The 26588-nt window shown below is 73.1% G+C and carries 26 protein-coding genes; 7 read left to right on the top strand and 19 right to left on the bottom strand.

Annotated elements, in window-relative coordinates; all coding sequences use genetic code 11:
* The coding region (locus tag ACIQUC_RS17680) for a hypothetical protein (protein WP_402269426.1) at nucleotides 1-190 on the top strand (190 nt) is incomplete at its 5' end.
* 225 nt (nucleotides 191-415) lie between these two features.
* Here ACIQUC_RS17680 and rlmN read toward each other — a convergent pair.
* The 6 genes from rlmN to ACIQUC_RS17650 all read right to left on the bottom strand — a co-directional run bounded on the left by rlmN (nucleotide 416) and on the right by ACIQUC_RS17650 (nucleotide 6333).
* Nucleotides 416-1648, bottom strand: coding sequence for a 23S rRNA (adenine(2503)-C(2))-methyltransferase RlmN (gene rlmN, locus ACIQUC_RS17675; protein ID WP_402269424.1), 1233 nt, complete (start codon nucleotides 1646-1648; stop codon nucleotides 416-418).
* Between the two features lie 239 nt (nucleotides 1649-1887).
* On the bottom strand, nucleotides 1888-2853 hold the full coding sequence (locus ACIQUC_RS17670; RefSeq protein ID WP_402269422.1) for a C40 family peptidase: 966 nt from the start codon (nucleotides 2851-2853) through the stop codon (nucleotides 1888-1890).
* 416 nt (nucleotides 2854-3269) lie between these two features.
* The gene (locus tag ACIQUC_RS17665; RefSeq protein ID WP_402269420.1) at nucleotides 3270-4151 is read right to left on the bottom strand and encodes an alpha/beta fold hydrolase; all 882 of its coding nucleotides are present in this window, start codon (nucleotides 4149-4151) and stop codon (nucleotides 3270-3272) included.
* Entirely contained in the window at nucleotides 4151-5173 is a 1023-nt protein-coding gene (locus ACIQUC_RS17660) for a helix-turn-helix domain-containing protein (RefSeq protein ID WP_402269418.1), read from the bottom strand. Before ACIQUC_RS17660 ends, ACIQUC_RS17665 begins: the two co-directional genes overlap by 1 nt.
* Nucleotides 5170-5334 carry a hypothetical protein gene (locus tag ACIQUC_RS17655; protein WP_022907508.1) on the bottom strand — a complete coding sequence of 55 codons (165 nt, stop codon included), beginning with the start codon at nucleotides 5332-5334 and terminating at the stop codon, nucleotides 5170-5172. Before ACIQUC_RS17655 ends, ACIQUC_RS17660 begins: the two co-directional genes overlap by 4 nt.
* Before the next feature lie 246 nt (nucleotides 5335-5580).
* Nucleotides 5581-6333: an SDR family NAD(P)-dependent oxidoreductase gene (locus ACIQUC_RS17650; protein ID WP_402269415.1), complete on the bottom strand. Its 753-nt coding sequence runs from the start codon at nucleotides 6331-6333 to the stop codon at nucleotides 5581-5583.
* A 102-nt stretch (nucleotides 6334-6435) separates the two neighbouring features.
* On the opposite strand from ACIQUC_RS17650, the gene ACIQUC_RS17645 reads away from it, so the two are divergent.
* Entirely contained in the window at nucleotides 6436-8019 is a 1584-nt protein-coding gene (locus ACIQUC_RS17645; RefSeq protein WP_402269411.1) for a hypothetical protein, read from the top strand.
* On the opposite strand, the gene ACIQUC_RS17640 is transcribed toward ACIQUC_RS17645, so the two are convergent.
* From ACIQUC_RS17640 to ACIQUC_RS17615, 6 genes are read right to left on the bottom strand one after another with little or no spacing between them, the layout of a single operon-like run.
* Nucleotides 8020-8937: a phosphogluconate dehydrogenase C-terminal domain-containing protein gene (locus ACIQUC_RS17640; RefSeq protein WP_402269409.1), complete on the bottom strand. Its 918-nt coding sequence runs from the start codon at nucleotides 8935-8937 to the stop codon at nucleotides 8020-8022.
* A complete protein-coding gene (locus tag ACIQUC_RS17635; protein WP_402269407.1) occupies nucleotides 8934-9779 on the bottom strand; it encodes a sugar phosphate isomerase/epimerase family protein in 846 nt (281 codons plus the stop codon). The genes ACIQUC_RS17640 and ACIQUC_RS17635 overlap by 4 nt, the downstream gene beginning before the upstream one ends.
* A complete protein-coding gene (locus ACIQUC_RS17630) occupies nucleotides 9776-10636 on the bottom strand; it encodes a triose-phosphate isomerase family protein (RefSeq protein WP_402269405.1) in 861 nt (286 codons plus the stop codon). Before ACIQUC_RS17630 ends, ACIQUC_RS17635 begins: the two co-directional genes overlap by 4 nt.
* Nucleotides 10636-11121: a ribose-5-phosphate isomerase gene (locus tag ACIQUC_RS17625; RefSeq protein ID WP_402269403.1), complete on the bottom strand. Its 486-nt coding sequence runs from the start codon at nucleotides 11119-11121 to the stop codon at nucleotides 10636-10638. The genes ACIQUC_RS17630 and ACIQUC_RS17625 overlap by 1 nt, the downstream gene beginning before the upstream one ends.
* Nucleotides 11122-11147: 26 nt before the next feature.
* Nucleotides 11148-12872, bottom strand: a complete 1725-nt coding sequence (locus ACIQUC_RS17620) for a dihydroxyacetone kinase family protein (protein WP_402269401.1) — start codon at nucleotides 12870-12872, stop codon at nucleotides 11148-11150.
* On the bottom strand, nucleotides 12869-14263 hold the full coding sequence (locus tag ACIQUC_RS17615; RefSeq protein ID WP_402269399.1) for an MFS transporter: 1395 nt from the start codon (nucleotides 14261-14263) through the stop codon (nucleotides 12869-12871). The genes ACIQUC_RS17620 and ACIQUC_RS17615 overlap by 4 nt, the downstream gene beginning before the upstream one ends.
* A gap of 186 nt (nucleotides 14264-14449) precedes the next feature.
* Between ACIQUC_RS17615 and ACIQUC_RS17610 the strand changes: the two genes are divergently transcribed.
* The 4 genes from ACIQUC_RS17610 (at nucleotide 14450) to ACIQUC_RS17595 (ending at nucleotide 18538) form a co-directional block, all read left to right on the top strand.
* Nucleotides 14450-15190 (top strand): FadR/GntR family transcriptional regulator, encoded by a 741-nt coding sequence (locus ACIQUC_RS17610; RefSeq protein ID WP_031263206.1) that lies wholly within the window; start codon nucleotides 14450-14452, stop codon nucleotides 15188-15190.
* Nucleotides 15191-15402: 212 nt separating this feature from the next.
* Nucleotides 15403-16056, top strand: a complete 654-nt coding sequence (locus ACIQUC_RS17605) for a class I SAM-dependent methyltransferase (protein ID WP_402269397.1) — start codon at nucleotides 15403-15405, stop codon at nucleotides 16054-16056.
* 53 nt (nucleotides 16057-16109) lie between these two features.
* Nucleotides 16110-18056, top strand: coding sequence for a DUF6807 family protein (locus tag ACIQUC_RS17600; RefSeq protein WP_402269395.1), 1947 nt, complete (start codon nucleotides 16110-16112; stop codon nucleotides 18054-18056).
* Nucleotides 18053-18538, top strand: a complete 486-nt coding sequence (locus ACIQUC_RS17595; protein ID WP_022905416.1) for a tetratricopeptide repeat protein — start codon at nucleotides 18053-18055, stop codon at nucleotides 18536-18538. The genes ACIQUC_RS17600 and ACIQUC_RS17595 overlap by 4 nt, the downstream gene beginning before the upstream one ends.
* A gap of 110 nt (nucleotides 18539-18648) precedes the next feature.
* On the opposite strand, the gene ACIQUC_RS17590 is transcribed toward ACIQUC_RS17595, so the two are convergent.
* Together ACIQUC_RS17590 and ACIQUC_RS17585 are read right to left on the bottom strand one after the other, a co-directional pair.
* The gene (locus ACIQUC_RS17590) at nucleotides 18649-20064 is read right to left on the bottom strand and encodes a protein kinase (protein WP_402269392.1); all 1416 of its coding nucleotides are present in this window, start codon (nucleotides 20062-20064) and stop codon (nucleotides 18649-18651) included.
* Nucleotides 20065-20241: 177 nt separating this feature from the next.
* Nucleotides 20242-22125, bottom strand: a complete 1884-nt coding sequence (locus ACIQUC_RS17585) for a family 43 glycosylhydrolase (protein ID WP_402269390.1) — start codon at nucleotides 22123-22125, stop codon at nucleotides 20242-20244.
* An 89-nt stretch (nucleotides 22126-22214) separates the two neighbouring features.
* Here ACIQUC_RS17585 and ACIQUC_RS17580 point away from each other — a divergent pair, with 89 nt between their 5' ends.
* A complete protein-coding gene (locus ACIQUC_RS17580) occupies nucleotides 22215-22817 on the top strand; it encodes a dihydrofolate reductase family protein (protein WP_402269388.1) in 603 nt (200 codons plus the stop codon).
* Nucleotides 22818-22843: 26 nt separating this feature from the next.
* Here the strand turns inward: ACIQUC_RS17580 and ACIQUC_RS17575 are convergent, their stop codons facing one another.
* The 5 genes from ACIQUC_RS17575 to ACIQUC_RS17555 all read right to left on the bottom strand — a co-directional run bounded on the left by ACIQUC_RS17575 (nucleotide 22844) and on the right by ACIQUC_RS17555 (nucleotide 26444).
* Nucleotides 22844-23344 carry a hypothetical protein gene (locus ACIQUC_RS17575; protein WP_402269386.1) on the bottom strand — a complete coding sequence of 167 codons (501 nt, stop codon included), beginning with the start codon at nucleotides 23342-23344 and terminating at the stop codon, nucleotides 22844-22846.
* Between the two features lie 80 nt (nucleotides 23345-23424).
* Nucleotides 23425-24255: an ABC transporter permease gene (locus ACIQUC_RS17570; RefSeq protein WP_022905958.1), complete on the bottom strand. Its 831-nt coding sequence runs from the start codon at nucleotides 24253-24255 to the stop codon at nucleotides 23425-23427.
* Nucleotides 24252-25166, bottom strand: coding sequence for an ABC transporter ATP-binding protein (locus ACIQUC_RS17565; RefSeq protein ID WP_402269384.1), 915 nt, complete (start codon nucleotides 25164-25166; stop codon nucleotides 24252-24254). Before ACIQUC_RS17565 ends, ACIQUC_RS17570 begins: the two co-directional genes overlap by 4 nt.
* Nucleotides 25167-25301: 135 nt before the next feature.
* The gene (locus ACIQUC_RS17560) at nucleotides 25302-25865 is read right to left on the bottom strand and encodes a cysteine hydrolase family protein (RefSeq protein ID WP_402269382.1); all 564 of its coding nucleotides are present in this window, start codon (nucleotides 25863-25865) and stop codon (nucleotides 25302-25304) included.
* A 21-nt stretch (nucleotides 25866-25886) separates the two neighbouring features.
* Nucleotides 25887-26444: a GNAT family N-acetyltransferase gene (locus ACIQUC_RS17555; protein ID WP_402269380.1), complete on the bottom strand. Its 558-nt coding sequence runs from the start codon at nucleotides 26442-26444 to the stop codon at nucleotides 25887-25889.
* Nucleotides 26445-26588: the final 144 nt, after the last annotated feature.

The raw sequence follows: 26588 nt of genomic DNA, 5'->3' as shown, positions 1-26588 counted from the left end.
CAACCTGCCGAAGCAGACCAGGCACGGGGTCAATAAATTGGCATTGACAATGTGCACGCTGTTGAGTTCTCAAGGACCAGACGCACTCCCCACTCCGCTCGCAGAAGCGAACATCGCCAGAGAGGCTTTGGCTTTCGTTGCCCGGGGAAGAACCGTGGCGGACAAGATCTCCTGGTCTGTGACCCGGTGACCGTCTCGGCCGTTCCGTTCTCCGCCTCAGCGGCAACGAGTGATTACTTTACGCAGAGGTGAACGGCAGCACCAACCCGGCCCACATCCCGGGCGTGTCGGGCCCGCGAGGCCCGGGAACACGCGGATCCGGCGCCGGGAACGACGCGAGGCACGGTGCGAACCCGCACCGTGCCTCCCGAACGAACCAGACGAACCGGACCGAACCGAACCGAACTCGCCGGTCCTACTCCGCCGCGGCCAACTGGCCGCACGCCCCGTCGATCTCCTTGCCGCGGGTGTCGCGGAGGGTCGTCGGGATGCCGGCGGCGTTGAGCCGGCGGACGAACTCGTCCTGCACGTGCACCTCGGAGGAGGTCCACACCGAGCCGGGCGTCGGGTTGAGCGGGATCGGGTTGACGTGCACCCACCCCTTGCCGCGCTTGTTCAGCTTCTCGGCGAGCAGGTCGGCACGCCACGCGTGGTCGTTCATGTCCTTGATGAGCGCGTACTCGATCGACACACGCCGCCCTGTCTTGACGAAGTAGTTGTGGGCGGCGTCGATCGCCTCGTCCGCCTTCCACTTCGAGTTCACCGGGATGAGCTCGTCGCGGAGCTCGTCGTCGGGAGCGTGCAGGGACAGCGCGAAGGTGACGGGGATGTCCTCGTCGGCGAGCTTGTTGATCGCGGGTACGAGCCCGACCGTGGAGATCGTGATGCCGCGGGCGCTCATGCCAAGGCCGTTCGGCTGCGGTGCGACCATGATCCGCACGGCGTCCATCACCCGCTTGTAGTTCGCGAGCGGCTCCCCCATGCCCATGAAGACGATGTTCGTCACGCGCTCGGCGTCGACGCGGTCCTTCCCGCCCTTGCGGGGATCGCCCCCGAGTTCCCCGGCGGCGATCGCGGCGTTCGCGCGGACGATCTGCTCGATGATCTCGGCGGTGGACATGTTCCGGGTGAGTCCGGCCTGCCCCGTGGCGCAGAACGGGCAGTTCATGCCGCACCCGGCCTGCGACGAGACGCAGAGCGTGATGCGCCCCGGGTACCGCATGAGCACCGACTCGACCAGGGCGCCGTCGTGCAGCTTCCAGAGGAACTTGATCGTGTCGCCCTTGTCCGTCGCGAGACGACGGGTCTCGGTGAGGAGCGGCGGGAGCATCCCCGCCACGAGTTCCTCGCGCTGGGCGGCCGGCAGGTCGGTCATCGCCGCCGGGTCGGACGTGTAGTGCGTGAAGTAGTGGGTGGCGAGCTGCTTCGCCCGGAACTTCGGCAGCCCGAGCTCGACGACCTTCGCCTCGCGCTCGGCGACCGTCATGTCGGCGAGGTGCACGGGCGGCTTGCCGCGCTTCGGGGAGGCGAACTGCAGCAGGGGCCGGCCGTCGGAGCCGGTGGCCTGCGTCCAGCCCTCGGTGCGCGGACGCACCTGCGGTCGAGCAGAGCGCTGCTCTTCGAAGGGGGTGCGGGTCTCGGAGGCCATCACTCCAGTTTACGGGACGACCGCGACGTGCCCGATTCCATGGCGATCGTCATGTATGTGAATGCGGAATACCGGGTACGGTGGACGTGGATCGGGGGGATCCGACGCGCTCCGGGCGGACTCTTCGGGTGAGGCCGTCCGGAGCGCGCGCTCGCGTACCCCGTGGCCGACCGACGAGTCTGCCGTCGAGGGCGGCTGCCAGCGCGCAGGACCGGTCAGCTGCCGGCGGGCAGGACCGGTCAGCTGCCGGCGGGCAGGACCCGGGCGAAGTGGTGCGCCGCCGAGTACATCGGCACGATGTCGACGACCGCGCCGGGGTGCGGCGCCTGCAGCACGAGGCCGTCGCCGAGGAAGATCCCGACGTGGTCCTCGTTGTCGTACACGACGAGGTCGCCCGGCTGCGCCTCGGACTCCGGGATCGTGGTCGCGGCGGCGTCCTGCGTCGGCACGTAGTGCACGAGCGGGATCCCCACGGCCGCGTACGCGACCATCGTCAGGCCGGAGCAGTCGATGCCCTCGTGGCTCGCGCCGCCCTCGACGTACGGGTCGCCCATGTACTGCAGGGCGGTCGAGACCACGGTCGCCCGGTCGCCGCCGGCCGAGAGGACCTTCGAGATCGCGTCCTCGGCCTGCTGCGTGCTGACGCCGAACTTCGTCACGATCGTCGGGTAGGAGACCACGGTCGTGGTGGTCGTCATGCCGTCCGTCGAGACCACGGGGACCTCGACGTCGCGGGCGACCGTGTAGGTCTGGGTGTGCTGCGAGGTCGTCGTCCCTTGGTGCGCGTCGGTCGACGGGGTGGCCGCGTTCGCCGGGACCGCGAGCGTCAGGCTCGAGGTGACGGCGAGGGCCGGCGCGAGCAGGATCGCCGCGCGCTTGGCGTTCGCCGCCCGACGGATGTGCTTCGGGTCGGCGGCGCGCTCGGCACGCAGCACCGCGGACCGCGACAGGACGGCTGCCCCGGCGACCGCCGTCGAGGCGACCGGTCGGGCGGGCGACATCGAGACGGTGCGGGCCGGCTTCGCGTGCTCGACGAAGGTGGACCGTGCGACGGCGGGCCCGAACGCGGAACGACGTCCGCGGGGACGGCGCGGCTCGACCGCGGTGTCGACCTGCGGGACGCTGACCGCGGCACCGGCGCGGCGCTCGACGGGTCCGGTGCCGGCTGCGCCGTCGGGGGCGGCGGGGAGTGCGTGGCGTCCCATGGTTCCTTCCGGGTCGGACCAGCCGACCCGGGCGGGTGCGGAGGCGGCTCGGAAAGATAACGTATTGGTCACGAACCTGGACCCGGCTGGGCACCAGCGGCGGATTCCTGCGGTTCGTCACAGGCTGCGGCGTTTCTCGCAGCCCCTTCAGAACCGGCACAGAGGCCTGCGGACGCGGGTCAGACCGACGCGTGCCGCATGACGGCGGCGATCCGCGCCTCCCGGCCCCGCGCCAGCGAGTCGAGGCGAGCCGCGACCGCTCGCACCGACGGATCGACCGGCGCGTCCCCCGAAGATGTCCCCCGGATCGCGGCTTCCACGTGACCGCGCGCAGGGCCTCCCGTCGCCACCGCGACCGCCAGGAGGCGCGGTGCCGGTCCCACGGGATCGCGCGCGGTGGGCGCGTCCGCCGGGCGTCAGAGGGCGCCGCGGCCGAGGTGCTCCCGGACACGCGCCTGCAGGGCCCGGGCCTCGCGGTGGTCCCAGAGCGCGAAGTGCGTGCCGCCGGGGACCGTCACGAGCTCGGCACCCGGCACGGTCGCCGCCGCGCGGGCGCTGTGCGACGGGTCGACGTCGGTGTCCGCCTCGCCGTGCACGAGCAACGTCGGCACGCGGACCTCGTCGAGCGCCAGGTCCTCGATCGCGCCGAGGTTCCGGACGTCGGCCTCCCAGCCGGCGCGGTGCGGGCCCGAGGTGTTGCCGGTGCCGGCGAGGTCGACGACGAACGATCGTCGGTCGGGGTCGCGGAGGACGCCGTGGACGTGGGCGCGGAGTGCGGGGCCGCGCAGCGAGCTGACCCCGGACACCGCGATCCGGACGACGAGCGCGGGCAGGAGCCGCGCGGCGAGCCGGGCGAGTGCGGCGCCGAAGGCGGAGCCGCCGACGATCCGGACGGGCGCGGGGACCGCGGGCGGCTCCCACCGGCCGGTGAGTCCGGCGGCGACGACGAGCGACCGGACGCGGTCGGGGTGGCGGGCGGCGAAGCGGTAGGCGGCCGGTCCCCCGCCGGACCAGGCGAGCACACCGACCCGGTCGACGCCGAGCGCGTCGAGCAGGGCGGCGTAGCGATCGGCCTCGTCGTCGAGCGAGTCGTGGCCGGGCCGGATGCGCGTGCCGAGGTACCCGGGGCGCGAGAGCGTCACCACCCGGAACTCCGTGGACGGCAGGAACCGCGCCATGATCTCGGCGACGTCGATCCCGCCGGGGGTGCCGTGCACGACGAGCACCGGCGCACCGGCCCCGCGCACGGCGAACTCGGTGTCGCCGACCACGGCTGCGGGACTGGTCTCTGGGGGCATCACCCGACGATATCCGCGGCGCCTACGAGTCTCCGCCGACCGCGGAGGGTGTCCCCCGGGTACTCGCCGTACGCGGCGCGGTACGAGCCCGAGAACCGCCCCATGTGGCGGAACCCGCAGGAGTGGGCGACCATGGCGACCGAGGTCTCGCGGGGGTCGGCGAGCTCGAGCCCGAGGCGGGCCTTCTCGAGCCGGAGGTCCCGCAGGTAGGCCATCGGGGTGCTGCCCTCACGTCGCTGGAAGCCCTCCTGCAGGGTCCGGACGCTGACGTCGGCGGCCGCCGCGATGTCGGTCGCGGCGAGGGTCCGGTCGAAGTGCGCGTGCATGAAGGCCTTCGCACGTTCGACGTTCCCGGCGGGTGCGACCCGTTCGGGCGGTCCGGCACCGGTGCGGAACGCTGCCAGCACCGCCTCGGCGAGCCGGAGGTCGAGCGCCGCGCGGTCCGGCCCGACGACCGAGACGTCGAGCAGCGGTCGGGCGACGCGCCGCAGCACGGTCTGGAGCCCGACGAGCCGGTCCGGCTGCGCGGTCACCGGGAACGCGAGGGGCACGGGTGCGGAGTCGGTGCCGACGACGGCGACGGCTTCGAGGAAGTCGGCGTCGACGTGCACGAGGTGCTTGGTGCCGGGCGGTGCCCAGACGTGGAAGGGCCGTCCGGCCGGGTACAGCACCGGGACGCCCGGGCGGAGGGTGACGGCGTCGGCACGGTCGTCGTCGACCACGATGCCGCCCTCGACCGACCAGGCGAGCAGGTACTGGCGTTCGGGCGCGAGGATGCCGGACCGGGCCGCCGAGACCGACGAGGTCCGGAGGCTGACGCGGTCGTCGCCGGTCGCGCGGTAGCGGAACCCGAACCCCTCCGGTGACGGCTCGAAGGCCATGTCGCGGCCGTCGTAGACCTCGCGGTAGAACTCGAGCGCCGCCTCGGGGTCGCTGCCGCTCCGGACCACTTCGCGGACGGGCGTCCCGCTGAGTTCGGTGGACGCCAGCTCGGGTGCCGGTCGGTCGACCGCGGGGATCACCGTCCCTCCGGACCGCCCGAGCCCCGTTCCCCCACGAGGTCCGCGAGCGAGGGTTCGGCCTCGACCGGGATCGCCCACCCGCGGCGGCTCGCTCGTCTGAGGTACCGGTAGGTCGTCACCCGGACCTGTTGGACGTCGTCGTTCGACTCGTAGTTGCTCATCTCGTGCTCCCTGTTCGCGAGCGCCGGCTCCGCTTCGACCCTGGTGTGGACCGACGTCCAGAACGGATCCTCAGGGTCAGGGAGGGTTCACCGGAGCGTCAGAGGGACGCAGAGCGAGACCGTCGTTGACCGTGACGCTACGCGCGCCGTGGACGGCCCACGTGGACCGGACACCCAGCCCGCGCTATCCGGATCGAAGCGCGGTACGCGGTGCGGCCCCGATCCGGGCCGCCGGGCGACCTCGAGCTACAGGCTCGTCATGCCGCCGTCGACCCGGAAGACGGCCCCGGTCGCGTAGGACGACTCGTCGCTCGCGAGGTACACCATGATCCCGGTGACGTCGTCCGGTGTGCCGGCCCGGCCGAGGGGCGTCCGCGCAACGATGGCCGCGCGCGACGCGGGGTCGCCGGAGATCGCCCGGACGAGCGACGTCTCGGTGTAGCCCGGCACGACGGTGTTCGCGCGGATGCCGTCGCGGGCGTAGGCCATCGCCGTCGCGCGGACGAGCGCGTGGACCCCGCCCTTCGTCGACGAGTAGGCGGCGAAGTCGGCCCCCTCGCCGTTCAGGCCGGTCGGCGACCCGGTGACGATGACCGACCCGCCGCCCCCGGCGGCGAGCATCGCCCGGACCGCGTGCTTCACGGTGAGGAAGGTGCCCGTCAGGTTCACGGCGACCGTGCGGTTCCAAGTCTCGAGCGAGACGTCGGCGACCTTGGCGTCGTGCCCGAAGAGCTGGACGCCGGCGTTGGCGACCACGACGTCGGGGACGGTGCCGCGGGCTGCGAGCTCGGCGAAGCCCGCCGTCACGCTCGACTCGTCGGCGATGTCCACGGTGAGCGCGATCCCGGCGTCCCCGGCGGCGGCCTCGGCGGCGGCCGCGTCCCGGTCGGCGTAGACGACCCGTGCGCCCTCGGCCACGAACCGGTCGGCGATCGCCCGCCCGATCCCCGCTCCGGCCCCGGTCACCAGGGCGGTCTTGCCGGTCAGTCGTCCGGTCATGCGTGCACTCCGTCCTCGGGGCAGCACTGCCCCGTCCTCGGAGCGACGTCGCTCCAGGACCCATCATTGCGCAACCGGTTGACCGACTGGTAGCAAGGGCACATGACCGACGACGTGGTGCGGGACGACGTGACGTGGGACGACGCGGTGGCCGAGGACGTGCTCGTCGTCGGGCCGTGGCAGGTGACCCTCCGGGGCGCGGAGGTCGCCGACGTCCGCCACGACGGGGTACTGGTCCTGCGCGGCGTCCGGTTCGTCACCCGCGACCACGACTGGCGGACCGCCGACGACACCGTGACCGGGCGGACCGTCACCACGACGGGCACGACCGACGTGCGGGTGCGCACCGAGGTGGTGAGCGCGATCGACGACGCCGCCGTCCTCCGGTCGGTCATCGACCTCGCCCTCACCGGCGACACCCTGCGCGTGGACGTCACCGCCACCACGGCAGCCCCCTTCCGCCGCAACCGCATCGGCCTGGTCGTGCTGCACCCGCCGACGCTCGCCGGCACCCCGGTCACGATCAGGCACCCCGCGTCGCCGCCGACCGACCACGCGTTCCCGCTCTGGATCGCCCCGCACCAGCCCGCGACCGACGTCGCCGGGTACACCTGGACGACCGGCCGGACCGCCTGCACGCTCGACCTGTCCGGCGACGTGTTCGAGATGGAGGACCAGCGCAACTGGACCGACGCCTCGTTCAAGACCTACTCGACACCGCTCGCCGAGCCGTTCCCGGTTGCGCTCGACGCCGGGACCGTGATCCGACAGGCGCTCACCCTGGCCGCGGTGCGGCGGCCGGGAGGCGCGCCCTCCCCCGACCCCGACCGCACGCCACTCGACGGGCCGGGTCCGACCACCGTGGTCACCCCGCCCCCGACCCTCCAGCTCCTGGCGTCGTCCGCCCCGGCAGCCGGACGACCCGACGACGACGACCTGCCGGGCGGGGCCCCGATCCTCGTCGAACCCGCCCTCGGCGACCCCGACGTCGCCGCGGTGCTCGCCGCGGCCCGGCGGGACGCCCGTGGGGCCCCGCTCGACGTCCGGTTCGTGACCGACGACCCGGACCTGCTGCGCCGGGCGATCGACGACGTGCTGGCGACCGGACCCGTGGTCCGCATCGGCGCCTTCGACCCGTCGTCGCACGTGACCACCGGGCCGCTGCAGCGCGCGCTCCGGGACGCCGCGGCGGCCCGGACCGGCCTCGAGGTCGTGGCCGGCACCCGCGCGCACTTCACCGAGCTCAACCGCACGATCGACCGCTTCGTCGACTGGGACGGCCCGCTCACGTTCAGCGTGACGCCGCAGATGCACGACCGCAGCCGTGCCCAGGTGACCGAGTCGGTCCGGATGCAGCGCTGGGTGGTGATGAGCGCCTCCAGGCTCGCCGCCGGCAGGCCGCTCCACGTCGGGCCGGTGACGCTCCGTCCGCGGTTCAACGCGGTGGCGACGTCACCGCGCCGGGTCGTGACCGACGCCTCGGTCGAAACCGGCTACGGGCCGCAGCTCGTGCCGGACGCGACGGATCCGCAGCAGCACTCCGCGGCCGCCGCCGCGTGGTTCGCGGCGGCGGTGCAGGCGCTCACGGTGCCGGGTGTCGCCTCGATCACGCTCGCCGAGGCGTGGGGACCACGAGGAACGCCCCGCCGGAAGGGGGTCGGCGGGGCGTTCCGGTCTCGGGGGTGATCAGCGCTTGACGGCGTCGATCTTGAGCATTTTGGCGATCACCGAGTCGAGCTCGCTGTCGTCGAAGACCTGCTTCCAGTCCTCCTTGATGAGCTTCTCGCGGCCGTAGCCCATCGCGATGTGGCAGGCGTCCGAGAACGGGTTCGAGCCGCGCAGGCCGTTCGTCAGGGCGATCCAGGTGTGGCCGTAGAGCATGGCGCGGGCGGCCTCGCGGGGCACGCCGACGCCGGTGACGGTCTCCTCGAGCGCGTCGTTCAGGAAGTCGCCGATCATGCACGCGATGGTCTCGACGAGCGTCGGCTCGAGGACGGCGAGCTGCTTCACCGTGACCCAGTGCACCTGGATGACCGGCGCGTACATGGTCGTGATGACGGCCTCGGCGACGGTCTTGGCGGTGTCGCCCTCGTCACCGAGGGACTCCGAGGCGTCGAAGGCCGCGATGACCTCCTGCGGGGCGGCGATGCCACCGAAGGTGTCGTCCCACTCCTCCTTGGTGGTGCGCTCGAGGAACACCGACGGGTGGCACGGGTGCGCGACGGCGTAGTGGATGTCGTCGCGCTTCGCGAGCAGCCCCGCGTAGGCGGCGGCCGGGTCGAGGGTCAGGATGCTGGCGCCCGGCTTCATGACCGGGACGAGCTGCTCGGAGATGCTGCCAAGCAGGACGTCCGGCACGGCCAGCACGACGACGTCGGCGACCCTGGCGGCCTCGACGCTGTCGGTGATCGTCCGTCCGAGCGCTTCGATGCGCTCCTGCCCGGCGGGCGAGGCCTCGCTGTAGAGCGTCGTGTACTCGCTCTTCGCGAAGTTGTTCGAGACGCGGGTGCCCATCTTGCCGCCGGCACCGATCACGGCGACGGTGACGTCGGCCGTACCGGATCCGGCAGCGACGGTGTGGGTGGTGGTGACGGTGTCGGTCATGATTCCTTGCTCCTGATGTACTCGATGGTGTGTTCGGTCCACGCCGCCTCGATGCGGGTGGTGGTCTGTGCGGGCGACTCGCCCGGGTGGGACTCGGCGCCGGCGTGCGCGTCCTGCCACGGCAGCCAGAACTCGATGACGCGATTGATCCCCCGTGTGTCCGGGTCGAGCGCGGCGTGGACGGCGTCGTGGTCGACGACCCCGGTGCCGATCGGGACGCCGGTGTACTGGAAGCCGACCCACCCCGGCGACCGCGTGAACCCGGAGTCCTTGACGTGCCAGTTGACGACGTGCGGTGCGGTCATCGCGACCACGTCCGCGGGGTGCTCGAGTCGCGCGACGGTGTTCGCCGGGTCGAGGCAGATCCCGAGGTGGTCGGAGCCGATGGCCCGCACGACGGCGACGAGGTCCGGGGTGGCGACGACCTCGTACGTCTCGAGCGCGAGGGTCACGCCGGCGGCCTCGTACGCGGGGAGAGCCTGGCGCAGTCGACGCTCGGTCTCGAGCGCGTCGGGCTGGTCGTCGCCGCTCGTCCACATGCTCCGCACGAGGGTCGCGCCGAGCGCCTCGGCGACGTGGAGGTACCGCGCGAGGTGCGCGGGGTCCGTGCCGCGGGTGCCGACCTCGAGCGCGAGCCCGAGTTCGTCGGCCAGCGCCCGGATCGCCGCGAGTCGTTCGTCGGACGCGCTGTCGAGCGGCAGGTGGTCGCAGATCTGGAAGAGGTCGACGCCGTCGTGCGCTGCCGCGTCGCGCATCGCCTCGTCGAGCGACATCGGGTCCGGCACGCGGTCGGACATCCGCCAGAAGTACGCGTAGGTGGACAGGCCGAGCAGGGAGGTCATGCGCTCGCCCTCAGCTGTGCCGCCTCGTCGAGGATCGTCCGGATAGCCCCGGGGTCGTGCGCGAACCGGCCGAGGAACAGTCCGCCGATCCGACCCTGGCCACGGGTGAGGAGGCCCGGTCCGGCGCTGCCGCCGTAGATCGCGACGGAGCCGGCGAGGTCCGGTCGGGCAGCGAGGTGCTCCTCGATGCCGGCGAGGACCGCGACGATGTGCTCGTCGGGCGCGGGCGCCGGGGCGCCGATGGCCCACACGGGTTCGTACGCCGCGATGATCGGCCCGGCGAGACCGTCCGCGGTCGCGGTCGCCAGGAACCGGTCGAGCTGCGCGGTCACGTCCGCCACGGCGGTCTGACTGGAGGCAGGGCCCACGCCGGCCGGTGCCGACGCGTCGCGGAGCTTGCGGAGCGACGTGGCGGCCGAGCCGGTGGGGCGGGTGGTCTCCCCGACGCAGATCAGGGGTCGCAGGTGGTTGCGGAAGGCGGCGTGCACCTTCCCCGCGACCTCGTCGTCGGTCTCGTGGAACAGGGAACGCCGCTCGGCGTGCGCGATCTCGACGAGGTCGACCCCGATCTCGCGGAGTTCGCGGCCCGACACCTCACCGGTGAAGGCGCCCTTGTCGGCCCACGCCAGGTCCTGCGCGCCGAGGAGCACCGGGGTGCCCTCGAGCACGGCGTGCACCGGCACGAGCGACGGGAACGTCGGGATGACGAACAGCTCGACCGCGCCGGACTGGACCACAGGGTGGGTCCGGGCGATGTCGGCCACGGCGGCCGCCCACTCGAGCGTCCGGGCGTGCCCGAAGTACATCTTGAGCGACACCCCGATCGTGATCGGGGCGGCCGCCGTGGTCGCCGGCATCAGGCGTCGGTCCCGGCCGGGGCCGAGCCGTCGTAGGCACAGATCGCCGCGACCTTCGATGCGCTGGCACTCGAAGCGTCGAACGTGTAGCCGAGCCACTCCTTCGCCATCCGGCGGGCGACCTCGACTCCGACGACGCGCTGGCCCATGCAGAGCACCTGGGCGTCGTTCGACAGGACCGAGCGCTCCACGCTGAACGAGTCGTGCGCGGTGACCGCCCGGATGCCGGGGACCTTGTTCGCCGCGATCGCCACCCCGAGCCCGGTGCCGCAGATCAGGATCGCGCGGTCGGCCTCGCCGTTCGCGACCAGGCGTGCGGCGTCGACCGCGACGTGCGGGTACGCGGTGTGGCCGTCCGCGTCGACGCCGACGTCGACCACGGAGACGACGCGCGGGTCGGCCTGCAGGTCCTGCTTGATGATCTCCTTGTAGTCGAACCCGGCGTCGTCCGAGCCGACGACGATGCGGAACTGCTGGTCACTCATGCGGGTGCCTTTCGTGGTGGTGTGGGTCAGGCGGGGACGGAGACGGTCGACAGGACCGCCGCGGTGATCAGAGCGAACGAGATCGCGCCGGCGTCGGGGGTGCCGACCGCGTCCTCGCCGTGGGTGCGAGCGCGGCCCATCTTGGGCAGCAGGTCGGCGGTGGCGTCGGCAGCGGCCGTCGCGGCGGCGGACGCGGCCGACCAGGCGCTGACCAGGTCCTCACCGGCCGCGACGCGGTCGGTGAGGACCTGGTCGAACGGGACGATCGCGTCGACCATGGTCTTGTCGCCGGGGACGGCACCGAAGGCGAGGACCGCTTCGACGGCCGCGTGCACGGCCTGTGCGACGGTGGCGGCTGACGGACGCTGGTCGTCGCCGAGGACGCGACCCAGTGCCTCCAGGGCGGCTCCCCAGATCGCACCGGAGGTGCCACCGGCCTTGTCGGACCAGGCGTCACCGGCGATCGCGAGGACGGAGCCGGCACCGGCGCCGCGACCTGCGGCGTCCTGCGCTGCCGCGTCCGCGGCGGTGGAGCCACGCTGCATGCCGATGCCGTGGTCACCGTCACCGGCGACGGCGTCGATGCGGCCGAGCTCGTCGGCGTGGTCGTCGATGGTGACGCGGATGGCCGTGATCGCCGCGGCGACCCGGGCGGCGGCGGCCTGCGACGCCTCGGTGCCGGGCGTGACCCGTGCCCGCTCGTCCGCGGCGAGGGTCTCGGGTGCGACCTGCTCCTGCGAGACGGCACCGCCCTTGCGGTACGCGGGACTGTCGGCGGGTGCGGCCCAGAGGTGCTCGAGTTCGTCGTCGAGCCAGAAGAGGGTCAGCGAGACGCCGGCCATGTCGAAGCTCGTGACGAGTTCGCCGACCTCGGGTTCGACGACCACGACGCCGGCCGCGGTCAACTTGCGCTGCACGGCGTTGAACACGACGAAGAGCTCCTCGTACTTGACGCTGCCCAGGCCGTTCAGGATCGGGACGACGCGCTGGCCGGCGTGCGCGTCCACGGTCTCCGGCAGCTCGGTCAGGAGCTTGTCGACGAGCAGGTCGGCCAGACCGTCGGCGGTGGGGACGTCGGCCTCGGCGATGCCGCGTTCCCCGTGGATGCCCATGCCGATGGCCATGCGACCCTCGGGGACGGTGAAGAGCGGCTCGTCGGCACCGGGCAGCGAGCAGCCGGAGAACGCGACCCCGAAGCTGCGGGTGCGGTCGTTGGCGCGGCTGGCGATCGCGGTGACCGTGTCGAGGTCGTCCCCGCGTTCGGCTGCGGCGCCGGCGACCTTGAAGACGCACAGGTCACCGGCGATGCCGCGGCGCTTGTGCGCTTCGGTCCGGTCGGCTGACGCGACGTCGTCGGTCACCCGCACCGTGCGGACGTCGATCCCGCTGTCGGCCAGTGCCCGCGCCGCGGCATCGAAGTTGAGCACGTCGCCGGCGTAGTTGCCGTAGCTCAGCAGCACACCGCCGCCGTGCTCGGACGCTTTCGCGACCGCCGTGATCTGCTGGGCGCTCGGGCTGGCGAACAGGTTGCCCATCGCGGCTCCGGCGGCAAGACCGTGCCCGACGAGTCCGCCGAACGCCGGGTAGTGCCCGGAGCCGCCGCCGACGACGAGCGCCACGGTCCCCTCGGGGCTCGTGGTCGAGCGGGCGACCCCGCCGTGCACCTTCCGCACCCAGCGCGCGTTCGCCGCGACGAAGCCGTCGGTGGCCTCGTCGGCGAAGTCCGCCGGATCGTTGAAGAGGCGTGTCATGCGTGGGACTCCTGGGTCGTGGTCGCCGCTGCCGGCACAGCAGCGTCGGCATCGCGTCGCTCGTTCCGCTTCGTGTTCCGGCCGAGGACGAACATCAGGACGCTCGACAGGACCATGAAGAACCCGACGATGAACATCGGCACCTGGTACCCGCCGGTCCACTCGCTCACGGCGCCGGTGATGTACGGGGCCGCGAAGCCGCCGAGGTTGCCGACGGTGTTGATGAGCGCGACGCCGGCCGCTGCTGCGGCACCGGTGAGGAACTGCGTCGGGACCGTCCAGAAGTTCGGCAGGGCGGCGAAGATCGAGCAGGCCGTGATCGCGATGACGGCGACGGTGGCGGCCGGGCTGTTCATGTAGAGCGCCACCGGGATGCTCAGGCCGCCGACGAGGGCCGGGACCGCGATGTGCCAGACCCGCACGCCGCGGCGGAACGCGTCACGCGACCAGAAGTAGAGGACGACGGCGGCGGGCACGTACGGGATCGCCGTGATGAGCCCCTTCTGGAACAGGTCGAACGTGGTGCCGAACTGCTCCTGGAAGCCGTCGATGATGGTCGGCAGGAAGAAGCTCAGGGCGTACAGGCCGTAGATGAAGCCGAAGTAGACCGCGGCGAGCATCCAGACGCGCCCGGAGCCGAACGCCGCACGGAGGCCACCCTTGCCGTGTGCGCTCCCCTGCTTCTGGTCGTTCTCCTTCGCGAGCGCACCCTCGAGCCAGGTCTTCTCGTCCTCGTCGAGCCACTTCGCCTGGGACGGCTTGTCCTTCAGCACGAAGAGGCAGAGGACGCCGACGACGATCGCCGGGATCGAGACGCAGAGGAACATGAAGCGCCAGCCGGCGAGCCCGCCGAGCAGTCCCTCGTGGGTCATCAGCCAGCCGGCGAGCGGCGACCCGATGACGCTGGTCAGCGGTTGCGCCAGGTAGAAGAGCGCGAGCATCTTGCCGCGGTGCCGGGCCGGGACCCAGGTCGACAGGAACAGGATCGCGCCGGGGAAGAACCCGGCCTCGGCGACGCCGAGCAGGAAACGCAGGCCGACGAGCTGCGGGTAGTTCTGCACCCACGTGAACAGCAGCGAGACGATGCCCCACGTGATCATGATCCGGGCGAGCCAGACGCGGGCGCCGAACTTGTGCAGCGCCAGGTTGGACGGCACCTCGAGCACGAGGTAGCCGATGAAGAACACACCGGAGGCGAACCCGAACTGGGCCGCGGTCAGGCCGAGGTCGGCCTCCATGCCGTTCGGGGCCGCGAAGGAGATCGCGGTGCGGTCGAGGAAGTTGATGAAGAACATCAGCGCCACGAACGGCACGATGCGGATCGCGATCTTGCGGATGGTCGTCTTCTCGACGACCGAGGTGGGGATGCCTCGCGTGGCGGGGATGTCCACGATGACTCCTGCTCGGGTGGGGTGGTGCTCCGGCCGACTGCTGCGCCGGGCTCGGAGGTGGCGCATCGGTGCGCTCGGACCAGTGTGCGCGGACCACACCGACTTGTCAACCGGTTGACCATTTGCAACCCACGGATCGCTTCGATGCTCGCCAGCAACCGGTTGACCGACCGGTACGCTCACTCCATGCCCGCGTTCAGCCCGGACGACCCGCTCAACATCCGCCTCGAGCTCGAGTCGGTCCCGACGGGGTCGCCCGCCTCCGAGGTCGCTCGACAGCTCGTGTCCCTGCTGACCGCCGGCGACCTCGCCCCGGGATCGCGCCTGCCCGCCGAGCGCGTGCTCGCTGAACGACTCGGGGTCGGCCGCTCCGCCGTGCGCGAGGCCCTCGCCGCGCTCGAGATCCTCGGTATCGTGCAGATCCGCCCGGGGTCCGGCACGTACCTGCAGGGCGGCACCTCGGACCTGCTGCCGACGACCCTGTCGTGGGGGCTCATGCTCGCGTCGAACCGGACCCGGGAGCTGCTCGAGGTCCGTTCCTCGCTCGAGCGCACCGCCGCGATCCTCGCCGCCCAGCGCGCGACCCCGGAGCAGCTCGAGGAGCTGCAGACCTACATCGACCGGCAGCACGAGACGCTCGACGACCCGGACGCGTTCATCGAGGCCGACGTCCGCTTCCACGTCCTGCTCGCCCGGTCAGCCGGGAACGACGTGCTCGCCGACCTGCTGCAGAGTCTCCGCTCGATGCTCAGCGTCTGGGTCGGCCGTCGGGTCCGCACGCGCCAGGCCACCGAGGCGGCGTACGAGGAGCACCGCGCCATCCTCGAGGCGCTCCGTGCCGGCGACGTCCTCGCGGTGCAGCGGGCGATGGACGACCACATGGCCACGGCGAGCGCCCGCATCGAGCACGCCGGCCCGGTCGACTGACGGGCGCGCGGGCCCGCGGGCGCGGGCGCGGGCGCGGGGGCCCGCGGGCGCTTCGTGAGCAGAAATGGTCGGGTCGGGGACGGCGACCCGACGTCTTCTGCTCACGATCGGGCGGCCAGGAGGCGCGGTGCGGCCCCGCCACGCACGGTGCGACGTTGCCAGGGCGGCAACACCGCTTGGGTCCTGCCCGGTCCGTGCGGTGGAGTGTGCGCATGCACACCCACGACGACAGCGCCGCCAGCGCATCCGGTTCCGCACGCACCTGGTGGGAGGCCCGCTACGCCGAGCACGACGGGATCTGGTCGGGGCAGGTGAACGCCGTGCTCGCCGACGTGGCCTCGTCGCTTCCGCCGGGGCGGGCGCTCGACCTCGGCTGCGGCGAAGGCGGCGACGTCCTCTGGCTCGCCGGGGAGGGGTGGGACGTCACCGGGGTCGACCTGTCGGTGACGGCGATCACGCGCGGGTCCCGTGCAGCCGTCGCCGCCGGGGTCGAGGAACGGACCGCGTTCGTCGCGGCCGACCTGGGTGCGTGGACGACCGCCGCCCGGTTCGACCTCGTCACCGCGTCGTTCCTGCAGTCGTGGCCGGTGACGATCCCGCGCGAGCGGATCCTGCACCAGGCCACCGGGTTCGTGGCGCCGGGCGGACGCCTGCTCGTGACGGCCCACGCCGCTCCCCCGCACGACGAGCTGCCCGAGGACCTGCGGGCGTACCGGTTCCCGACGCCGGCCGAGGACCTCGCGGCGCTCGCGCTCGGTGCCGAGTGGGAGGTCGTCGCCGCCGAGCTCCGACCGCGCACCGCGACGACGCCCGACGGTTCGCTGCGCGATGTCGTCGACTCCGTGGTGCTCGTGCGACGGCTCTGAGCCACCCGGAGACGGGCTGGTGCGTGTCCGACCCCGGCGGTACCGTCCTGGGTGTGAGCACCGACGCCACCGCGCCTCCAGGCATCGTCCTCGTCGGCGCGCGCGGCTACGGCCTGCACCACCGGGCGACCATCGACCGGCTCGTCGGACTCGGGGTCTGCACGCTGACGGCCGTCGTCGACCCGACCCTCGACGCCGACGAGGACGGCGGCGTGCCGGTCGTCGACGACGTCGCCGCCGCGCGGGCGCACTGGCCGGTGGACGTCGTGGTGGTCGCCGCCCCGATCGCCGCGCACCTGCCCCTCGCCCTGTCCGCGCTCGAGGCCGGCGCCGACGTGCTGATCGAGAAGCCGCCCGTGACGACCCGGGCGGCCCTCGCGACCCTGCTCGACGCCGAGCGACGGACCGGACGCGTGGTGCAGGTCGGGTTCCAGAGCCTCGGGTCCCACGCACTCCCCGCGATCCGCGACGGCTCCGTCGTCGGGACCGTCCGCTCCGCCGCGGCGATCGGCACGTGGACGAGGAACCAGGCGTACTGGGACCGGTCGGCGTGGGCGGGCCGCCGTCGGGTGAACGGTGTGGACGTCCTCGACGGCGTGGTCACGAACCCGCTCGCCCACGCCGTTGCGACCGCCCTCGCGCTCGTCGGCTGCCGACGCGCGGAGGAGGTGGCGCGCGTCGAGGTGGAGCTGTACCGGGCGAACGCGATCGAGGGCGACGACACCTCGGCCGTCCGGGTCACGACGACCACCGGACGCGAGGCGACCGCGGCGCTCACCCTGTGCGGGCCGACCGAGGTCCTGCCGAGCGTGCGGGTCCGTGGCACGACGGGGAGCGCCGTCCTCGGGTACACGACCGACGAGGTCACGATCGACGGGGTCACCCACGGCCTCGGTCGCACCGACCTGCTCGAGAACCTGCTCGCCCACCGCTCCCGCGGCGACGCGCTGCTCGTGCCGCTCGTGTCGACCGGCGCGTTCGTCGAGGTGCTCGAGGCCGTGCGGGCGACCGCGCCGGTGCAGATCGACCACCCGTGGGTGACGTGGGAGGGCGAGGGGCCCGCGCGTCGACCGCTCGTCACGGACGTCGAGGCGGTCGTCGAGCGTGCGGCGGACCAGGGCGCGCTGTTCTCCGAGGTCGGGGCCCCGTGGGCCCACGCGGTCCGCGACGAGGTGCTGGACGAGCTCGTCGTCGACGGCGTCCCGGTCGCGTCGGTCCTCGACGGCGCGGGGACGATCCCGACGTCGTCGCCCCGTCCGTACCTGCACCCCGTGCGGACCCTCGGCGGCACGGTCGTCAGCGCCCACCACCCGCCGGACCACGACTGGCACTGCGGTGTCGGCATCGCGATCCCCGACCTCGACGGCGTGAACTGCTGGGGCGGCCGGACCTCCGTGCACGGCGAGGGCTACGTCTGGCGCGACGACCACGGCCGCGCCACGGTCCCGCACGCCGAGCGTCACGGACCGAGCCTGCAGCAGGAGGTCCGCTGGCAGCGTCCGGACCGGACGGTCGCGCTGCACGAGGACCGGACCCTCGCCTGGCGGCCCGTCGACGCCGGGTGGGAGCTCACGTGGTCCTCGTCGTTCCGGGTGCCGGGTGACGCGGTCGTCCGCCTGGGTGGACCGGGGAGCAACGGACGGGTCGGCGCCGGGTACGGCGGCTTCACCTGGCGCTTCCCACCGTGCTCCGACGTCACGGTCCGGACGGCGACGGCCAGCGGCGAGGACGCGGTGCACGGGTCGGTCGCACCGTGGATCGAGTGGACGGCGGCGTTCGAGGGCGCCGCGGCCACCGTCCGGATCGAGGCACAGGGCCACGAGGACCCGTGGTTCGTCCGTATGGCCGAGTACCCGGCGATCGGCTCGGCGCTGGCGTGGCGCACCCCGGCGCTCGTCCGGCCCGGGATCCCCCTGGTGCGGTCGTTCCGGGCCACGATCTCGGACGGCCCGTCCGGCGTCGGCGCTGGCTCCGGCGCCGGCCGTACGCTGGGTGGATGAGCACCGAGGACTGGGAAGCCCGCGTCGCCGCACTCTGGGCCGACGACACGATCGACGACCAGGAGCGCATCGACCGCATGCGCGCGCTGGCGGACACCGCACCGCACCCGGCGCTCGGCGCGTTCGAGCTGGGCGGGGCGAACGACTCCGGCGGGCACGAGGCCGAGGCCGACGTCCACTACACGGCCGCGACCGCCGCCGGCCTCGACACCGTGGACCCGACGCGCGCGGCGCAGATGGTCGTCCAGCACGCCTCGACGCTCCGCAACCTCGGCCGGGTCGACGAGGCGATCGACATGCTCCGGGCCGCCCCGGAGCACCCGGCGACGGGCGCGGCGCCGAAGGTCTTCCTGGCGCTCGCACTGCACAGCGCGGGCCGCCCCGACGAGGCGCTCCGGGTCGCGATCGAGGCCGTCGAGCCGACGCTCCCCCGCTACCACCGGTCGGTCCGGGCCTACGCGGCCGCGCTCACCGACGGCTGAGGAGACGGCAGCGCCGACGGCCGAGCGAGCGAGAGACGGGACCCGCTGACGGACGGGAGGCGCGGTGCGGGCCCGCACCGCGCCTCCCGTCCGTCGTCGGCGACCGTCTCCTACCGCACGCGGTCCTCGTCGCCGGTGACGTGCGCGACGGGGAGTGCGTCGCTCGTCGTGCGGAGCGACTCCTGCCGGATCTCGAGCTGCGTGACGGCGAGCGCCGCCAGGTCGTGCAGGTTCGCGAGGTCCGCCTCCGTCGCCTGCCGGGGCTTCGTGTCGAGCACGGCGAGCGTGCCGATCGGTGACCCGTCGTGCCGCACGAGCGGGACGCTGACGTAGAACCGGATGCCGAGCGGCCCGGTCACGAGCGGGCTGTGCTGCATCTCCGGGTGGACGGAGCCGTCCGGGATCACGACGGGGACGGGCACGGGCGCGAACCCGTTGCGGAAGTTGATGTGGCGTGCCGCGTCGTCGACGCCGGGCGCGATGTACGACTGCGACCAGGCACGGTCCTCGTCGAGCACCTCGACGAGCGCGATCGGCGCGTCGAACAGCCGCGCGGCCATCGCCGTGGTGCGACCGAGGGCCTCTTCCGGCAGGCTGTCGAGGGTCGCGGGGCGCGGGGAGTCCGCGGTGGTCGGTGCCGGTCCGGCCGGTGCGGTGTCGACGACGTGGTCGGCTCCGGTGGTCTCGGCGATGACGACGTCGCGGAGCATCGTGACGAGGTCGGCGCCGGCGGGGCGTGCGGCCGGGTCCTGCGCGGTCATCGCCGTCAGCAGGTGCTTCCAGTGGTCCGGGAGCGGTTCGGGGACGACCGGGTCGCGTGAGAGCCGCGCGACGGCGGACTCGACGAGCGACCCCGGGAACTCGCGGCGCCGGGTGAAGCACTGCAGCAGGACGAGGCCGAGCGAGTAGACGTCGCTCGGCGCACCGACCTCGGCGCCGCGGGCCTGCTCGGGGCTGAGGTAGGCGGCGGTGCCGGTGGTGACGCCGTCGGCGGTGAGGCGTTCCACCCCGGCGGCGAGCGCGATGCCGAAGTCCGTCAGCCGGGCACGGGCACGGTCGGAGTCGTTGCCGTAGTCGACGAGCAGGATGTTCGAGGGCTTGATGTCGCGGTGCACGACGCCGTGGCTGTGGATGTAGTCCAGCGCCTCGGCCATGTCGTAGCCGATCTCGGCGATGTGGCGGGCGGCGAGGGGGCCGACGGCGAGGCGTTCCTCGAGGTCCTGCCCGGTGACGAGGGCCATCACGAGGTAGCGCTGGTGCGTGCCGTCCCGCCCGGTGACGACACCGGTGTCGAGCAGGCTGACGAGGTTGTGGTGCTCGAGGGCCGCGAGGACGCCGAGCTCGGCCTCCTGGCGGGCGATGTCGACCGTGCCGGCGTGGAACACCTTGACGGCGACGGGGCGGTGCAGGCTCTCGTCGACGCCCCGGTAGACGGTGGACATGCCGCCCTGCCCGATCGCGTGTTCGAGCCGGTAGCGCCCGTCGAGCAGGGGGGCCGCGGACTGGGCGTCCTCGGTCGGACTCATCGAACCTCGTTCTCGGTGCGGGCTGGCTTCGGTGCATCTTCCCATCTCGGCGGGGATCGTGTTCCGTCGACGCGCTCAGTGACCCGGCTGGGCGCGCGCGCCGACCGCCCCCGGACCGCCGGGCCCGGCCTGGCCCGGACCGGGGGCGCGCCGGGGGCCGGCGGCCGTGCGGCGCCGTCAGCGCCGGGTCGTCGTCACCGTGCTCACCCGCAGGTCGTCGAACGTGCTCGTGAACCCGGCCCCGCCGAGCGAGACGAGCCCGATCCGCGGCGTCGCGCCGAGGTCTGCCGTCCACGTCCCGCCGCGCACGAAGTGCCGCCCGTCGACGCTCGTGTACGCGGTGTACCGGTGCTCCCCGGCCACGAAGCGGTGCACGATCCGCAGGGTGGTGGTGTCCCCGACCGGTCCGACGACCATGTTGCCGTAGGTCGGGGCGCCCGCAGGCTGCCCGGACACCTGCTTGCCGAACTCCGTCTGCCGGGTGTCGAAGATCGAGTTGGACGTCAGGCGCAGGTAATCGCTGTCGCTGCCGTACACGACGAGCCCGCCCTGGACGTAGTTCACGCCGTCGCCGGTCGCGGGGGTGTCGACCGCGACGGTGGTCTCGGCCACCCAGTCGCCGCGGGGAGCGGGTTCGGACAGGACCGAGGCGAGCGGCGTCCCGGGCGGGTGGATGTCGGCGTCCTGGGTCTGCCAGCGGAGGGCGCCGCCCGAGACGGTCCAGGTCGAGCGGTCGGGTTCGCGCGTCCAGCGGAGGGCCGGTGGCAGGGTCGACCCGTCGAACCCGGTGGACAGCGCACGGATCGTCCGTCCGGGCACGTCGACCGGCGCGGCCGTCGCGCGGTACGTCGGTCGCTCGCCGGGCTGCGCCACCGGTCCGGGTTGCACGCCCTCCGAGGGACCGGCGCCACCGCGGACGACCGGCCAGCCGTGCACCCAGTCGAGCGGGTCGATCAGCACCGGGCGCTTCGTGTACGTGCCCTGCCCCGCGTAGTACGGGTCGTGGCGGTCGACGGCGTGGTAGACGATCCAGTCCTGCCCGGCGAAGTCGGTGACGACCGTGTTGTGCCCGGTGCCCACCCAGCGGTTCCCGTTCTGGGCGAGCAGCGGTGTGCCGCCGACCCGGGTGCTCGTGATCGGGACGCCGTCCTGGTCGGTGAACGGGCCGAGCGGGCTGCGCGACCGGGCGACGAACACGCCGTACCCGGTGAGGGCGCCGTTGCAGCAGTTCGTCGCGGAGCCCGTGAAGTACCACCAGCCGTCGTGCCGCATCAGGTACGTGCCCTCGTAGCGGTTGTCGATCGCGATCTGGCGCTCGGTGGACGGGACGGACCGGAGGCCGTCGGCGCTGAGCTGCCGGACGTGCACCCCGCCGAAGTAGCTGCCGAAGTACAGGTACGTGCGGCCGTGGTCGGTGATGACCTCGGGGTCGAACTCCCACCGCTGCCCGGTGCCGTTCGGCGCGGCCTGCGGTGCGACGACGGGCCCGCCGGAGTCCGTCCACGGACCGGTCGGGCCGGGGCTCGTCGCGACGCCGACGGCCGACCCGCCGCCGGTCGGTGCGGTGGCGGTCGGGGTGTCCGACGCCGCGTAGTAGAGGTACCAGGTGCCCGGCCGCCCGTGCGTCCCGGCGCGGTACACCACGTCCGGTGCCCAGATGCCGTTCGTGTCGCCCACCCACGACGGCTTCGACGAGAACGCGTCACCCACGTACCGCCAGTGCGTGAGGTCGGTGGAGCGGTAGGTCGGGACCGTGTGCTGCACGAGTGACCCGTCCGGGTCCTGCTCCGTCGCGGTCAGGGCGTCGGACGTGCAGTAGAGGTACCAGTTCCGGTCCCGTGCGGCGCCATGCACGACGGTCGGGTCGGCGCAGCTCGCCGCCGTCTGTCCGTCCGGCAGCGCGAGCGTCATCGGGTTCTCGTGCGCGGGCGCGGCCCCGGCTCGGGCGGACGTCGTCACCGCGGCGACGGCGGGCGCACTGCCGGCACCGACCTGGAGGAACGTGGTCGCGAGCCCCGCGACCGTCGCGATCGCGAGGACCGCTCGGAGTGATCGGCGCACGGTGGACCTGCTCTCGTCGTCGAGGAGCGTGCGGACGAGGGCGAGCGTACGCTCGTCGCCACCGACCGACCAGCCCGAGGAGGCACCGGATGCCCGCACGGTTCGTCTACTGGATCAACGCCTCGGTCGACGGGTTCGTCGAGACCGAGGCCGGGGAGCACGAGGGCCCGGACGGACCCGCGTGGGTCCGCATCGACGAGACCCTCCACCGCGAGTTCAACCGTCGTGCCCGGGCGATGACGCTGTCCGTCGAGGGGCGCGTGGTCCGCGACCTGATGGACCCGTTCTGGCCCGATGCCCGCACCGATCCGTCCCTGCCGGCGTTCATGCGCGAGTACGGCGAGATCTGGACCGAGCAGCCGAAGGTCCTGGTCTCCCGCACGCGGACGGCGGCGGACCACAACACGCGGGTCATCGGCCGGGACGGCGACGCGATCGAGGAGCTCGCCCGCATCCGCACCGGCTCCGAGGGCGACGTCGGGGTCGGCGGCCCGAGCATCGCGACGCAGCTCCTCGACGCGGGGCTCCTCGACGAGCTCATGGTCTTCACGCACCCCGCGGTGCTCGGGCGCGGTCGGCCGCTGTTCGACCCGCCGGCGTCGGGGGTGCGACCGCCGCTCGTCCTCGACCTGCTCGAACAGCAGCGGTGGGACACGGGCGTGACGATGCACCGGTACGACATCCGGCGCTGAGCGGCCGCACCCGGGGCCGGCCCGGCTCAGCCGTCGCCGGGCGTCCCGACGATGACGAGCCGCCAGGCGCTCGGCCGGTCGCTGTCGAACGCGGCGAACCCGACGGAGTCGACGGCCGTGCTCGCGAACTCGGTCAGCCGGATCGGGTGCGGGCTGTCCCGGCAGTCCACGGGATCGACGACGAAGCTCCCCGACCCGCGGCGCGACTCGATGCGGATCGTGCCCTGCATGTGCCCGTTGCCGTAGCAGGAGAACTCGAGGTGGTCGACGTCGTGCGACGCGGGGAACTGCAGGCGCACTCCCGGTCCGACGTCGGCCGGGTCCTGGCGCCCGGGCTGGATGTCGGCGGTCAGCACGCCGAGGACGTCCGGATCGGCCTCGGTCGCCGCGTCCTGTGCGCTCCGCCACTGCCGGAGCTCCGTCGCGTCGACCGGCGGTGTCGCGGCGCAGCCGGCGACGGCGAGCAGTCCGCCGACCACGAGCAGCCCGGTGGCAGCCGGGACGAGACGTGGGCGGAGACGGGGCACAGAGCGAGCATACGGATTCCGTGTCGGACGGGAGGCGCGGTGCGGGCCCGCACCGCGCCTCCCGTCCGGTGGCGGGACCGTCAGACGTCGCGTCGGCGTGCGACCGCGAGGGCGAGCGCACCCACCGCCACGACCTCGGCGACGAGGACACCGAAGCCGGCCCAGCCGTTCAGCACCACGCCCTCCTGCTGGACGGCGTCCGCGGACGAGTAGGCGAACAGCTGCGCCCCGGCCTGGTCGGGCAGGAACTTCGTGACGTCGAGGAGCCACTGCGCCTGGATGACGTTCGCGATGAGGGACAGCACGACCGGGAGCACCAGCAGGAGCCCGAGGGTGATCGCGATCCCGCCGGCGCTCGACCGGACGAGGAGCCCGATGCCGAACGCGAGCAGCGCGAGGAGCGTCACGTACACCGACGCGCCGAGCAGCGGCATGAACACGGCCGGGTCGGCGAGGTCGGCGTGCACGCCCTTGCCCGCCTGCAGCGCTGCCGACACGATGACGCCGATCCAGATCGACACCGCGCTGACGACGAAGGTCGTGACCGCGAGGACGGCTGCCTTCGCGAGGACCGCGCCGGTGCGGTGCGGGTCGGCGGTGAACGTCGACCGGATCTGGCCGGTGCCGTACTCCCCCGTGATGATGAGCACGCCGAGCACCGCGACGACGAGCGCCGTCAGGCTGACGCTCGCGGTGTTGATCGTGACGAGGGTGCCGTTCTGGCTGTCCTTGGACACCGCACCGCCGACGTCGAGCGCGTTGCCGATGAGGAACGCCATCGCGATCGTCAGGACGACGAGGATCGCGAGGCACCAGACCGTCGAGCGGATGCTGCGGAACTTGATCCACTCGCTCCGCACGAGACGTCCGAACCGGAGTCCGGTGGTGGGCGGCAGGGTCGTGGCGGTCATCGGGCGCCCTCCGATCGGTACTCGACGTCGTCGCGGGTCAGCGCCATGTAGGCCTCTTCGAGGCTCGCGCCGACCGGGGTGAGCTCGTGCAGCGGGACACCGACCTGGGCGGCGATGTTCCCGACCGTGGTGGCGTCCGGGCCGACGACCATGAAGGTGCCGTCCTCGCGCGGGGTCACGGACGCGTTCGGACCGATCGCCTGGAACAGCTGGTCGGGGGCCGGCGTGCGGACGACGACGCGACTGCCACCGGTGCCGCCGCCGGCGACGAACTCCTGGATGGGGGCGTCCGCGAGGACCCGACCGCGGCCGAGGACCACGACGCGGTCGGCGGTCTGCGCCATCTCGCTCATCAGGTGGCTGGACAGGAAGACGGTGCGACCGTCGGCCGCCATCCGACGGGCGAGCTGCCGCACCCAGAGCACGCCGTCCGGGTCGAGACCGTTGACCGGCTCGTCGAGGATCAGGGTCTTCGGGTCGCCGAGCAGTGCGGCAGCGATTCCCAGGCGCTGCCCCATGCCGAGCGAGAACCCGCCGACGCGCTTCTTCGCGACGGAGTCGAGGCCGGTCATGTCGATGACCTCGTGCACGCGGGACTTCGGGATGCCGTGCGTCGCGGCGAGCGAGAGCAGGTGGTTGTAGGCGCTCCGGCCCTGGTGGACGGCCTTCGCCTCGAGCAGCGCCCCAACCTGCCGGAGCGGGTCGCGGAAGCTCCGGTACGGCTGCCCGTTCACCGTCGCCGTGCCGGACGTGGGGCGGTCGAGCCCCATGATCATCCGCATCGTGGTGGACTTCCCGGCGCCGTTGGGCCCGAGGAAGCCGGTCACGCTGCCCGGCCGCACGACGAACGAGACGTCGTCGACGGCGGTCTTCGGACCGTACTGTTTGGTGAGGTGCTCGACTTCGATCACGGCGGCAACGCTACGGGGGTCTGGGAGTCGGCCGCGTCCGCCCTTCGGGGGAGATGTGGTCATCCCGTGTGGGGACGGCGGGTCGTCTCGTCCCGCGTCGTTCCGAGTCGGGGCTGCTGGCCGCGTCCGGCCGCGTCATCCTGCGTGGGGGCGAGTGCTCCTTCCGAGGGAGGCGCTCGTGACGACCGTCGCGAAGCTGCCGTCGAGCGCCGCCATGAAGGCGGCGTGGACGCTCGCGCCCGGGATCGTGCCGTCGCCGAACGCCAGGTCGGGCGCCGCGCAGGCGTCCGCGACGACGGTCACGGAGAAGCCGAGCTCCTGCGCCGCCCGGGTGGTCGAGTCGATGCACATGCTGCTCATCATCCCGACGACGGTGAGCTCGGTGACGCCGGCGTCGGTCAGGAGCGCCTGCAGGCCGGTGCCCACGAAGCTGTTCGGCTCGTGCTTCTCGACCACCCGCTCGCCGTCGATCGGCGCGACCGACGGGTGGAACTCGAGCCCCGGCGTGCCCGGCCGGAAGAACGTGGCGTCGGGCTCGGTCGCGACGTGGAAGACGTGCACGACGAGGTCGCCGGCCGCGCGGAACCCGTCGAGCACCGTGCGTGCGGCGGTCGCGGCCGCCTCCGGACCGACGAGCGGGAACGCCCCGCCCGGGAAGTAGTCCTGCTGGATGTCGACGAGGAGGAGTGCGCGGGTCATCGGATCAGTATGCGCTCGCGGTCAGGGCGCCCCGTCGATCCGGAGCGGGTCGCCGTGCAGTTCGACGGCCGCGACGTCGGGCACGGGGTCGCTCGCGAGCCGTGCGTGCGTCTCGACGTCGAACCGTTCGGCGCCGTAGCGGAGCTTCTGCCGCTCGATCCCCTCGGCGACGAACCCCGCGCCCGTCGCCACCCGGCACGATGCGGGGTTGTTCACCCGGTGGCCGAGCTCGAGCCGGTGCAACCCGGCGCCGAACGCCCAGCGAGCCACTGCCGCCAGCCCTCGGGTGGCGAGGCCGCGACCGCGGGCGTCGCCGGCCAGCCAGTAGGACGCCCAGGCCGTCCCGTGCCGGGACTCGATCGCCGACAGGCCGACGTTCCCCACCGCGAGGCCGTCCTCGACGATCGCCCAACTGCGGGCGTGCGCACCGGAGGACGGCCACGACCCGATGTGCCGACGGGCAGCGTCCTCGTCGATCAGGTCGGCGGGGAGCTGGGTGTCGAGATCCGGGGTGGATCGTCGCGCGGCGAGGAGCGCCGGCGCGTCGTCGATCGACCACGGACGGAGGAGGACGGCCATGCCCCATCCTCCCGCACCGAGCGTTCTGCGATCGGGACCAATCCGGTGTGGTGAGGGTGCCGAATGAGTTGCATCAGCCCGGGGAACCTCCCCGGGAGGCGCTCACCAGCCGCTCACCGCTGGTTCTCCACCCTGCACCAGGGT

This window comes from Curtobacterium sp. NPDC098951 (genome assembly GCF_044759965.1).
In the GTDB taxonomy this organism is placed as follows: domain Bacteria; phylum Actinomycetota; class Actinomycetes; order Actinomycetales; family Microbacteriaceae; genus Curtobacterium.
This window is presented reverse-complemented; position numbering and strand designations above follow the sequence as displayed.

What these genes read in the sequence shown, in the direction of transcription:
- rlmN (WP_402269424.1), bottom strand. Translation starts at nt 1,648, where the DNA reads ATGGCCTCCGAGACCCGCACCCCCTTCGAAGAGCAGCGCTCTGCTCGA.
- ACIQUC_RS17670 (WP_402269422.1), bottom strand. Translation starts at nt 2,853, where the DNA reads ATGGGACGCCACGCACTCCCCGCCGCCCCCGACGGCGCAGCCGGCACC.
- ACIQUC_RS17665 (WP_402269420.1), bottom strand. Translation starts at nt 4,151, where the DNA reads ATGCCCCCAGAGACCAGTCCCGCAGCCGTGGTCGGCGACACCGAGTTC.
- ACIQUC_RS17655 (WP_022907508.1), bottom strand. Translation starts at nt 5,334, where the DNA reads ATGAGCAACTACGAGTCGAACGACGACGTCCAACAGGTCCGGGTGACG.
- ACIQUC_RS17650 (WP_402269415.1), bottom strand. Translation starts at nt 6,333, where the DNA reads ATGACCGGACGACTGACCGGCAAGACCGCCCTGGTGACCGGGGCCGGA.
- ACIQUC_RS17645 (WP_402269411.1), top strand. Translation starts at nt 6,436, where the DNA reads ATGACCGACGACGTGGTGCGGGACGACGTGACGTGGGACGACGCGGTG.
- ACIQUC_RS17640 (WP_402269409.1), bottom strand. Translation starts at nt 8,937, where the DNA reads ATGACCGACACCGTCACCACCACCCACACCGTCGCTGCCGGATCCGGT.
- ACIQUC_RS17635 (WP_402269407.1), bottom strand. Translation starts at nt 9,779, where the DNA reads ATGACCTCCCTGCTCGGCCTGTCCACCTACGCGTACTTCTGGCGGATG.
- ACIQUC_RS17630 (WP_402269405.1), bottom strand. Translation starts at nt 10,636, where the DNA reads ATGCCGGCGACCACGGCGGCCGCCCCGATCACGATCGGGGTGTCGCTC.
- ACIQUC_RS17625 (WP_402269403.1), bottom strand. Translation starts at nt 11,121, where the DNA reads ATGAGTGACCAGCAGTTCCGCATCGTCGTCGGCTCGGACGACGCCGGG.
- ACIQUC_RS17620 (WP_402269401.1), bottom strand. Translation starts at nt 12,872, where the DNA reads ATGACACGCCTCTTCAACGATCCGGCGGACTTCGCCGACGAGGCCACC.
- ACIQUC_RS17610 (WP_031263206.1), top strand. Translation starts at nt 14,450, where the DNA reads ATGCCCGCGTTCAGCCCGGACGACCCGCTCAACATCCGCCTCGAGCTC.
- ACIQUC_RS17605 (WP_402269397.1), top strand. Translation starts at nt 15,403, where the DNA reads ATGCACACCCACGACGACAGCGCCGCCAGCGCATCCGGTTCCGCACGC.
- ACIQUC_RS17595 (WP_022905416.1), top strand. Translation starts at nt 18,053, where the DNA reads ATGAGCACCGAGGACTGGGAAGCCCGCGTCGCCGCACTCTGGGCCGAC.
- ACIQUC_RS17590 (WP_402269392.1), bottom strand. Translation starts at nt 20,064, where the DNA reads ATGAGTCCGACCGAGGACGCCCAGTCCGCGGCCCCCCTGCTCGACGGG.
- ACIQUC_RS17580 (WP_402269388.1), top strand. Translation starts at nt 22,215, where the DNA reads ATGCCCGCACGGTTCGTCTACTGGATCAACGCCTCGGTCGACGGGTTC.
- ACIQUC_RS17570 (WP_022905958.1), bottom strand. Translation starts at nt 24,255, where the DNA reads ATGACCGCCACGACCCTGCCGCCCACCACCGGACTCCGGTTCGGACGT.
- ACIQUC_RS17560 (WP_402269382.1), bottom strand. Translation starts at nt 25,865, where the DNA reads ATGACCCGCGCACTCCTCCTCGTCGACATCCAGCAGGACTACTTCCCG.
- ACIQUC_RS17555 (WP_402269380.1), bottom strand. Translation starts at nt 26,444, where the DNA reads ATGGCCGTCCTCCTCCGTCCGTGGTCGATCGACGACGCGCCGGCGCTC.